We start from the raw sequence: 9966 nt of genomic DNA, 5'->3' as shown, positions 1-9966 counted from the left end.
ATTATAACTTCGGAATGGTAAATCTAAGTCCCAAAAGAACTTCATGATACCATCTCGGAGTAACATCTATTATAAATCTATATCCCATATCTACAGCAAGCCAACTTCTTATATTAAACGAAAAACCTCCCGAGAATCCGAATACTACGGCGCTTCTTGAAACATTTAATTTATTATCCGCCACCGTATTTTGCGTATCGATATTTAAATCTATTTTTCTATTTAATTGGGTATTGATTTTAGTTCCTATCGAAAAACCCAAAAAAATAGAAAATAAAGGATATTGATTTTTTAATATATTACTTTTAGAGTCTTCATTAATTTCTATATCCGTGAAAAAGAAATTTATATCGTAATATACCGTTCCGAGCAAAGTATGAAATAAAATATTATCATTTATTCCTACAGCCTTTCCTATAGAATATTCAAATTCCAATCTAACGGGAGATACCGTATTTTCCGTAGTTATTCCATACCCTAAAGCTACCGAAAGTCCCAAATAATTATAATAACCTTTTGAACCGTTGTCTTTTATATAAACATTATTCGCGTCATGGCTAAACATAAATTTAGGAGATAAGTAAAGCCCTTTCGGGGATACGGCAAATAAGTTTGAAGCTAAACATATAAATATCAATAATAAATATTTTTTCATTAATTATATTCTCCAATTATTTATTTAAATCAAAGCAAAATTAAAAATTAAATCTTAAAGCCATTATAATATCATTCTTCATTTTAACTTCCGTATCGATTATGAATCTATAGCTTATATCAGCCGTAATTAAAGTGGTTATATTGACGGCAAAACCCAATCCTAAACCGAAATTAAATTTAGACTTATTATAATAATTCGCTATACTAACCATTCCTATTTTTTCAACTATAGTATTTAAAATATACTGTTCCAAATCCGCCCCAAAAAGGATTCCTAAATAAACGCTCATTAAATGTCTCTTTCCGTCTCTATAAATTACGCTTTCCTCTAAAGAATTATAATCTACTCTAAAAAAATTAAAATCATAATATGCCCCGAATAAAAAAGTATGCGCATTCATACTGCTTACATCGGAATCCGAATATAAATTTCTGTTTAAGCCGTCTCTATATAAATATTCAAATTCTAATCTGACGGGGGCTTGTTGATGGAGGACATTAAAATTATAACCTATCGAAGTTCCAGCCCCTATAAATAAATTATTAACGTTTCTATTGCTTACATTCAAACTCGAAACCGAAAATATGAATTTTGGCGAAATATATAAACCTGTTTCTATAGCCGTAGCGACAGAACTTAAACAAAAATATATAAAACAAATTAAAACAAATTTTTTAATCATAATAAATATTTTCCCCATATTATCAAAATTATATTTTAAAATAATATTCCTATGCTAAATCTCGGCAAAGGGACGAATCTTAATAAATAAATATAAGAAACGCCTATATCCATTATAGAAATATCTATAAAAGGACGCACTCCGCTCGTAACTCCCAAAGTTCTTGAAATATCTATTCTAAATCCCATTTCGAGAGAAAGGTATCTGTCAAATACAAAAATATCTTTGTTTTCCGTATTATTCAAAGAATATAGATTCGCTTTAGTTATAAAAAAAGTTCCGCCAAGTTTAGGAAGTAAAAAGAATCCCGTAGAACTATTTCCTTTATTAAAATAAAATCGCACTCCTGCGGAAAAAGGAATAGCGTAAACGCTTCCGCTATAATAGGAAGAGGCGTTGGTATAATAAGTATTCATAAAATACATTCCCAAAGTAATGTCCAAATCCATTTTTTCCAATAATCCGTAAGTATATACGAATCTGAATCCGAATTTTCCGTCCAACGCTTTGCGAGATGCGCCGTCTGGTTGTTCGTAAGTCAAATTAAATAAGAAAGGCGCCGTAAGAGTTGAGAATATGGTAGTTCCAAAATCTATTCCAATCGAATGTTTATGAGTAAACGCTCCCCCGTAAATATTTGCTCCTGGTATAAAAAGCGAATTTGAAAAAATACTGTTGGTTTGCAAATTGGTTATAAAAGGGACAAAAATATTCGTTTCAATCGGCTTAATATCTATAATATCATAACCCGATATAAAATCGCCTTGAGCGAAGGATAGTCCGCTAAATATAAGCGTCAATGTAATAACAATTAATATACGCTTCATATTTAAAACCTCATACTAAAGCCTATTCTCGGCAGTAAAATAAATCTTATTCCAAATATATATGGCAAATACGGAGCTTCATAAATCGAAGGAACAGGCAAATCTACTAAAGTTGTTCCCGCTCCGAAAGATAAAAATGCGTTTCGCGTATCTCCATAGAGAATATGAGCCGAAGATTTTACATAATAACCTATTTCAAATAACGATATATCAAGATAAGGCTTAACGGGCCATTCTCTTGTTGGAAATAATTCTATACTCCAACCTAATTCGTAAGATATATACATATTAAAATTGCGGTAAGTTTTTTCCGTAGTTTCTCCATTTATGGCGTTTTTAGTTTTTAAAGAGTAAACTACGGGTTCGAATCCAATTCTAAACGCGTTTACCATCCTTCTTGATTTGCCCGTAAAAAGTTTAACTCCCAAAGTAATGGGAATATATGTATAAGAGCTTTCAAAAGTCGAATCTCCGTAAGGAACATCGGTAGTATTTTCGTCTAAAATTCCTCCGATTTTACTACTCGGCGCCGTAAGATTAAAACTCATAGATTGAACGCCCATTGAAAATTCAAATCCTAAATTGGTATGATGCAAATATGTATATGCGACATTAGGAATATACCACATACTTCCCTTAAAATTCATATTATGCAAATATTTTGAAATTCCGGGAATCAGAAGATTTAAATTAAGTTTTGCAAAATTTGTGATAACCTCATAATCATAAGTCACGGCGTTTAGAAATCCCGTTAAAAATCCCGCATATCCGCTCGAAAAGTTGACATTTATCATTTGCCTTCCTTTCATATAATGATATGTATTCGTATCGGAAACGGTTGATAAAGGTATGCCGTTAGAATATAAATTCATATAGATTATATTAAAAAATATGATTATAAATATTTTCTTCATAATAACAAAAATCAGTCCTTAATTCTTAATATTTATCATTTTTTAATTAAATTATAAAATTCAAAACAATAATAAAAAACAGCAATCAAAATAACACTCCTATAGCAAGTCTCGGCAAAGGAATAAACCTGAATATATAGGAATATGAAACTCCAATATCAAGCAAAGAGATATCTATAAAAGGACGCACTCCGCTTGTAATTCCCAATTTCCTTGACATATCTATTCTAAATCCCATTTCTGTAGAAACATAAAAATCAAATAAAGTTGAATTCTTTTTAACCGTGTCGCCTCTATTACCGTCTACTATTGCGGTTTCATTTCCTTTAGTGGCAAATATAGTAGCCCCTATTTTTGGAAGAAGGAAAAATCCCGAAGCTCTATCTCTTTTATTAAAATAGAATCTTAAGCCGAGAGAAAATGGAATTGCATAAGTTCCTCCAGAATACTCGCTGCTTGAATTGGCATAATATGTATTCATAACATAAAGCCCAAAAGTGGCGTCCAAATCGATTTTTTCGGTAAATCTATAAGTATAAGTTAATCTAAATCCGAATTTACCTTCTAAAGTCTGCTTTTGAGAATTTTCGGATTGAGGGAAAGCCAAATTAACCAATATAGGAGCGTTAAGAGTCGCAAATATAGCCGTTCCGAAATCTATACCCAAAGAATGCCTATGAGATTGTAGTCCGTTTTCAAAACCGTTCTCGTTTGACATTACCGTAAGCAAATTTCTGTCGGGTTCTATGGGGATTATATCTATCAAATTATAATCCATTATAAAGTTATCTTCGCCGATTAAAGAACCTTGTATTTCTTCAGCTTCTCCGTTATTACTTAAGTTATCAGTTTCCATATTTTCTACTTCTGTATTTTCCACATTTTCCGTTTGAGTTTCAATTTCTTCTTCGGTAGTTTGGGCGAAAGAGACGCCTCTTAATAAAATAAATATTAATAATACAATCCTTAAAATAAATCCCATAAATTAAAACCTTATCGTAAATCCAAATCTTGGAAATATCGCTATTTTCAAAGAAGTCACAAAACCCACAGCTTTTGAAAAACTGCTCCATTCTGGCAAAGTAATGCCGTTAAAAGAACCCATCATATCTGTTACGCTACTTCCCAAAGCAGATGCATCCGTTAAACGGTAAACACTAGAGCTAATATCCTCATAAATGCCTTTAGCCGCTCCCCTAATATAAAACCCTATTTCAAATAAAGAAAAGTCTATATAAGGCTTAACTCTCCAATTTTTATTTGGAAATAAATCTATTTGCCATCCTAATTCGTAGGAAAGATAAACGGTAGCTTCCGCAGAGTGACGAGCGGATTTCTCGCCAGAAAATATATTTTCAACATCCATATTATAAACTACGGTTTCGAGTCCCAATCTAAAAGTATTTATGAGTTTTTGGGTTTTCCCCGTTATTATTTTTACTCCCACATGAATTGGAATATAATATAAAGAGGCTTTAAAATATATATTGTCCCCCTGAAAACCACGGACTAAAGCTGGAATGGAAACAGGCAAATCGCTTACATTACCCAAAAGTCCGTCTAAAATGCCCGACATTTTATCTCTGGGAATATTTACGGAATATGAAACGGAATGAACTCCCATTCCAGCTTCGATTCCTACTACTCTATTAAATAAAAAAGTGTAGGAAATATCTGGAATATACCAAAAATTTCCTTTTATATCCACATTATTCAAAATATCTTTAGCGCTAACACTATCAGAAATTTTAATATCGTTCAAATTCATTTTTGCCAATCCCGCGAAAGTATCGATATTCCTCATTAAGCTATTTACGAAAGGCGGAAATATGGCGGAATGTCTCGGAAGCAAATTAACGCTTACGAATTGTCTTTCTTGAGCAAAACCTCTTGCCAAAATACTATTAGTTGAAAAATCTCCCGCAAAAAAATTGTTTAAATTAGTTTGAGAAAATGCCGTTAAATATAAAAAAGAATTTATAATTATTATAATTACGATATAAAAAGCTATCTTAAATATGGGAGAATTTTTCATTAATTTATACCTTTTATAATTTATCAATAATAAATATTACAATTATATTATACTATTATAATATTTCGACATAAAAACCTTTAAAAATTAACCTTACCGAAGCAATTTAATTTTTTACTTCTAAATCTTTAATATTTAAATCGATTTTCTATCTCATAAAACAACTTTTAACCTACTTTCTTTATTTTTAATATATAAAATTTTATAAATATGTCAAGCTAAATTTTATATGAATTTTATTAAAGTTATCATAATTATATCGGGAAAATCTGTCCGCATTTGTCGAAACGAAGAGCGAATATTCTTACTTATCATTGTCTTTGAACCGATTAAAAAATGGAAAATTCGCAAAAAAGCCGCTATAAAATTAGTCTCATAATTACAGATAAAAATAATTTACTTTATTTAAGATGTTTTATCATATTTTTTAGGGTCTCCAAAATCATTTTTGTTTAAACCGCTAAAATAGTTTCTCATTTTTTGTTTTTCTAAATCGGTCATCTTATACTTATCTGCGATTTTATCGGTATTTGGGCTGCCATCGGCATTTTGATATTCTTCTTTTTGCATATCCATAGCTATTAGCAAGGACTTCTCTTCGCCAAATGTATCAAAAGCTTTTTCAATAGCTTCGGCTCCTCTTTTAGTTGCCCCTATTGCGGTGGTAGAATCTTCTTCCTGAATGACTAATAAATATTTATTTTTATTTGTATCGTCAGCGTTAGTATCCTCATATTTGCCTACTTTGCCTTTTTCATTTGTGCCTACCTTTCCCACATACTTATAAGTGTTGCTTCCGTTTCCGTTAGTAATTGTTATAGTTGTCCCGCCTCCTGTTATATTAAGGTCTCCATAAATTCCATCTTCTATATTTTCCTTATAACCTCCAAGCAACGAAGCACTCTCTACACCAGGTTTAAGAATTGTAAGTTTGGATTGTTTACATGATGCAAAAGACAATACAACCAAAATAAAAAGCGCCGTAAAAATCGCATAAAAAATTTTTCTTAATCTCATTTTATTCTCCTTAAAAAATATTCTTAAATAAACAATAATTTTATAAAACCGTATATTAAGCTATTCGACAAATTATTATTTAACATTAATTATAACCTCTATTTAAAATATAGCAAATTTTTTTAATTTGTGTATATAATTTTTTATTTTATTTTTTCATAATTTTGACAATAAAAAATATTACTATATAATAAATTAAAATGAATAATACCGAAATTGAAATTAAAGCGCATATTAAAGATTTGAAATCGACTTTAGATTTTCTATATAAAAACGCTAAATTCAAAAAAAAATATTTCAAAAAAGATATTTATTTTGCAAAAGCGGACGAAATAAAAAGCGGAAATATAAATTTAAATAATTGCATAAGATTAAGAACGGAACATGGCGGTTATACTTTTTGCGCAAAAACAAGAGACATAATTGACGGCGTGGAAGTGAATGAAGAGCGGGAGATTAAAGTAAGCAAAAAGAAATCGAAATTCATAATAAATTTTTTATTGAAATTGCAAAATTATAAAGAATATGTAAGAAAAGAAAAAAAAGGCTACGCTTTCGTTTACAAAGGAGCGTTGGCGGAAGTATCTTCGATAAAAAATTTGGGCGATTTTATTGAAATTGAATTTTTAAATTCTTCAAAATCAACCGAAGAACAAATAACTGAATTGAAATCGATATTAAACGATATAGGAATTGAAGAATCGGAAATAGAACCTGAACCTTATTTAAATCTTTTATCAAAAAATAAAATTTAAATAAATTAATCAAACAAAAATAACTATGAAAATTAACTTTTTAATATAAAGTTTTAATAAATTTATTTAAAAAATTATTTTAAAAACGCTTGACAAATTTTTTAAAAATGTTATTATTTAAGGGTGTTGTGTTGTGGGCTTCTTTAAGCCCTGTAGAATTTAGGGGGTGCCGCATGGCATCCCTTTTTTATATCTCTTTCAAACTTTTTATTTTCTTTATTTCCAAACTTACAAAAATTATTGTGACGATTAACGCGATTCCGTCAGCTATCGGTCCCGCATACATCAAACCGTCAATTCCAAATATTCTTGGAAGTATAATTATAAGCGGAAGTAAAAATATTAATTGTCTCGTCATCGCTATGAATGCTCCTTTGATTCCTTTTCCGATAGAAGTAAAGAAAGTTCCAGATACGGGCTGAACTCCGTTTACTATCATAAGCGCCATATAAATTCGCATATATCTTTCGGCAAAATTAAAATAAAGTTCGCTTCCGTCTCCAAAAATTGAAACAACTTGACGAGGAAATATTTGAAATATTAAAAACGATATAAAAGCTATTATCGAGGTTATCGTAACGGTTAGCCTGTAAGTTTCTATGACTCTATCGTAATTTTTAGCTCCGTAATTGAATCCTAATATCGGTTGACTTCCCTGTCCGCTTCCTATTATGAAAGCCATTATTAGCATATTTATTTTTGCAATTATTCCCGAAACCGCCAAAGGTATATTTCCGCCGTATATCGACATCGCTCCGTAATAACTTAAAACATTATTCATAGTTATTTGAACTACCATCATAGAAAATTGATTGATTCCGCCAGAAGCTCCAAGAATAAAAATTTTGCGAACATTTTCTGAATACAAAATAAAACTATATCTATTGAAAGCGATATTCTTAAAATTAAAAACATATCTTAAAGTTATAAAAAATGAAATAAACTGCCCGATTATCGTGGCAAGCGCCGCTCCAGATATTCCCATATTAAATTTAAAAATAAAAATCGGGTCTAATATTATATTTACTATTGCGCCGATTGAAACGGAAAACATAGCGTATTTTGGGCTTCCATCCGCTCTTATTATATGACTCATTACCGTTGAAAATACGAAAGGAAGAAAACCAATCGAAGTGACGCTCGTATAATCTATAGCGTATTGTAAAACATCTTGAGTCGCCCCAAACATAATCATAAATTTTCTAACGAATATTCTAACTACTATCGAAAATATAACGCTGAATACGATTGCAAGAATTATAGTATTTCCTATTATATCGGCGGCTTTTTTCTTATTGCCCTGTCCTAAAGAAATGCTATAAATCGAAGCTCCTCCCAAACCTAAAAACAAAGAAATTGACACGCATATTGTCGTGAGAGGAAAGGCTACATTCGTGGCTGCGTTTCCGTAGATTCCGATTCCTCTTCCTATAAAAACTTGGTCGACAATATTATAAAGCGAACCTACAAGCATAGAAATAACGCTCGGAGTCGCGTATTTAAAGAGCAATTTATGGATTTTCTCATAATATAGAGGATTGGAAGTTACATTATTTGTTTGCATTATTATTAATAATAATATTTCTCCTTAAAAAATATATGATATAAAAATTTATAAATAAAAAGATAATTATTTTAAGTATATTCTATATTTTTCGTTTTTTCAATCTTAAATTTATTATCAATTATTATAAATTTATATATGTAATACTAAATGAAATTTAAAACAATAATTCCGAAAATATGATATAATATATTTAAAATTTAAATTAATTATTATAAAATACACAAAACTAATTAAGGAAAAAAGATTATGTCAAAAATGAAGATAAAAAGAACTAATAAAAAAAGCGGTTTAATGAGTAAGTTTTTGATTCCGTTTGCCGTATTTTTAGGAATAGTAGTTATATGCATGTATATTATTTATAGACCTCAATATAGAAGATTATTTTTAAATAATTTGGACATCCGAATGAAAACGGCATCCGAAGAAGTTATAAAATGGACATCGTCTTTTTACACAGAAATAGATATAATAGAAGCCTATACAAAAAGCCCTATAGACACTGACGATATGCTCGATGCTTTTTTAAATATTTTAGAGTCAAAACCAGATATTGCAAATGTATATTTTGGAAATACGATTCCAAGAAATAGCCCGGGAGGAATATTTGTAAATCCGTTCTCAAGTCTTTTGGCTGCAAATTACGACCAGACGAGAAGAGATTGGTTTGTTAAAGCATCGACTTCTCAAGGAATATATATAAGCGAACCTTATATAGCGGCGTCTTCAAAAAAACTTGTAGTAACTTTTTCAAAAGCGGTTTATACAAACGGTTATCTCAAAGGAGTTGTAGGAATAGATGTGTTATTTTCACAAATTGCGGAAATAATGTCGAATCAATCGGAAGACGAAAATAGCGAAATAAATATAATAACGCAAAACGGAATGTATCTTACTCATAAAGATAATAATTATATTTTAAGCGAACAAAATACTATATTCTCGAATCCTCTATTTTCGGGTTTTCAAAGCGCCGTTTCAAGTCAAAATAATTTAATAGAAATAAAAGGAAAAGAATGGGCGGGCGTTCAAAATATAGAAAATATGCCATGGCTTATAGCGGGACATGGAACTACCGCTTATTTCGACAATCTTATGCGAAGATTAATAATCGTTTTGTTTGTAGTGGTTGTCGCTTTTATGACTATAGAAACTATTTTGGTATTGGTTGTAGTTCATCCTCTATCCGAATCTTTGAATAGAGCGATAAGCATTATAACCGATATGGGAAAAGGAGATTTTAACGCTCGGTTTGAAAAGAAACTGTTAGAGAAAAAAGACCAAACGGGAGTTTTAACGAAATCTATAGACGAGATGCAGAAAAATATCGGCTCTGTGATTTATAAAATAAAGCAGGGAATAGATGTAATAAATAACGAAATAAATAAAATATCTGAAGGAAGCTCCAATTTATCGGACAGAAGCAATTCGCAAGCGGCTGCTTTGGAAGAATTGGCAAGTTCTATAGAGGCTTTATCTTCTTCTTTGAAAGAAATGGCAAAGAGCGCAGCAGA

At 30.5% G+C, this 9966-nt stretch carries 10 protein-coding genes; 2 read left to right on the top strand and 8 right to left on the bottom strand.

Features of this window, described 5'->3' with window-relative positions; translation table 11 throughout:
* Nucleotide 1: 1 nt before the first annotated feature.
* The 7 genes from EZH24_RS03330 to EZH24_RS03300 form a co-directional block, all read right to left on the bottom strand.
* The gene (locus tag EZH24_RS03330; RefSeq protein ID WP_137997711.1) at nt 2-655 is read right to left on the bottom strand and encodes an invasin; all 654 of its coding nucleotides are present in this window, start codon (nt 653-655) and stop codon (nt 2-4) included.
* A gap of 40 nt (nt 656-695) precedes the next feature.
* Nucleotides 696-1340: an outer membrane protein gene (locus tag EZH24_RS03325; RefSeq protein ID WP_161976098.1), complete on the bottom strand. Its 645-nt coding sequence runs from the start codon at nt 1338-1340 to the stop codon at nt 696-698.
* A gap of 35 nt (nt 1341-1375) precedes the next feature.
* Nucleotides 1376-2167: a hypothetical protein gene (locus EZH24_RS03320; protein WP_137997709.1), complete on the bottom strand. Its 792-nt coding sequence runs from the start codon at nt 2165-2167 to the stop codon at nt 1376-1378.
* A gap of 2 nt (nt 2168-2169) precedes the next feature.
* Nucleotides 2170-3081 carry a hypothetical protein gene (locus EZH24_RS03315; protein WP_137997708.1) on the bottom strand — a complete coding sequence of 304 codons (912 nt, stop codon included), beginning with the start codon at nt 3079-3081 and terminating at the stop codon, nt 2170-2172.
* Nucleotides 3082-3166: 85 nt separating this feature from the next.
* Entirely contained in the window at nt 3167-4063 is an 897-nt protein-coding gene (locus tag EZH24_RS03310) for a hypothetical protein (RefSeq protein ID WP_236847052.1), read from the bottom strand.
* 3 nt (nt 4064-4066) lie between these two features.
* Nucleotides 4067-5116: a hypothetical protein gene (locus EZH24_RS03305; RefSeq protein ID WP_137997707.1), complete on the bottom strand. Its 1050-nt coding sequence runs from the start codon at nt 5114-5116 to the stop codon at nt 4067-4069.
* 405 nt (nt 5117-5521) lie between these two features.
* On the bottom strand, nt 5522-6133 hold the full coding sequence (locus EZH24_RS03300; protein WP_137997706.1) for a hypothetical protein: 612 nt from the start codon (nt 6131-6133) through the stop codon (nt 5522-5524).
* A 200-nt stretch (nt 6134-6333) separates the two neighbouring features.
* Here EZH24_RS03300 and EZH24_RS03295 point away from each other — a divergent pair, with 200 nt between their 5' ends.
* A complete protein-coding gene (locus EZH24_RS03295) occupies nt 6334-6888 on the top strand; it encodes a CYTH domain-containing protein (protein WP_137997705.1) in 555 nt (184 codons plus the stop codon).
* Between the two features lie 187 nt (nt 6889-7075).
* On the opposite strand, the gene EZH24_RS03290 is transcribed toward EZH24_RS03295, so the two are convergent.
* The gene (locus EZH24_RS03290; protein WP_137997704.1) at nt 7076-8452 is read right to left on the bottom strand and encodes an MATE family efflux transporter; all 1377 of its coding nucleotides are present in this window, start codon (nt 8450-8452) and stop codon (nt 7076-7078) included.
* 249 nt (nt 8453-8701) lie between these two features.
* On the opposite strand from EZH24_RS03290, the gene EZH24_RS03285 reads away from it, so the two are divergent.
* Nucleotides 8702-9966, top strand: a 1265-nt coding sequence (locus EZH24_RS03285) for a methyl-accepting chemotaxis protein (RefSeq protein WP_137997703.1), incomplete at its 3' end; no start/stop codon positions are given.

It is taken from the genome of Brachyspira catarrhinii, from assembly GCF_005518285.1.
Classification (GTDB): Bacteria; Spirochaetota; Brachyspiria; order Brachyspirales; family Brachyspiraceae; genus Brachyspira; species Brachyspira catarrhinii.
Note: the sequence above shows the minus strand (reverse complement) of the source record. Positions and strands in the feature narration are given on the sequence as shown.

Coding starts and splice junctions, on each gene's coding strand:
- EZH24_RS03330 (WP_137997711.1), bottom strand. CDS start 655: ATGAAAAAATATTTATTATTGATATTTATATGTTTAGCTTCAAACTTA.
- EZH24_RS03320 (WP_137997709.1), bottom strand. CDS start 2,167: ATGAAGCGTATATTAATTGTTATTACATTGACGCTTATATTTAGCGGA.
- EZH24_RS03300 (WP_137997706.1), bottom strand. CDS start 6,133: ATGAGATTAAGAAAAATTTTTTATGCGATTTTTACGGCGCTTTTTATT.
- EZH24_RS03325 (WP_161976098.1), bottom strand. CDS start 1,340: ATGATTAAAAAATTTGTTTTAATTTGTTTTATATATTTTTGTTTAAGT.
- EZH24_RS03305 (WP_137997707.1), bottom strand. CDS start 5,116: ATGAAAAATTCTCCCATATTTAAGATAGCTTTTTATATCGTAATTATA.
- EZH24_RS03315 (WP_137997708.1), bottom strand. CDS start 3,081: ATGAAGAAAATATTTATAATCATATTTTTTAATATAATCTATATGAAT.
- EZH24_RS03310 (WP_236847052.1), bottom strand. CDS start 4,063: ATGGGATTTATTTTAAGGATTGTATTATTAATATTTATTTTATTAAGA.
- EZH24_RS03290 (WP_137997704.1), bottom strand. CDS start 8,452: ATGCAAACAAATAATGTAACTTCCAATCCTCTATATTATGAGAAAATC.
- EZH24_RS03295 (WP_137997705.1), top strand. CDS start 6,334: ATGAATAATACCGAAATTGAAATTAAAGCGCATATTAAAGATTTGAAA.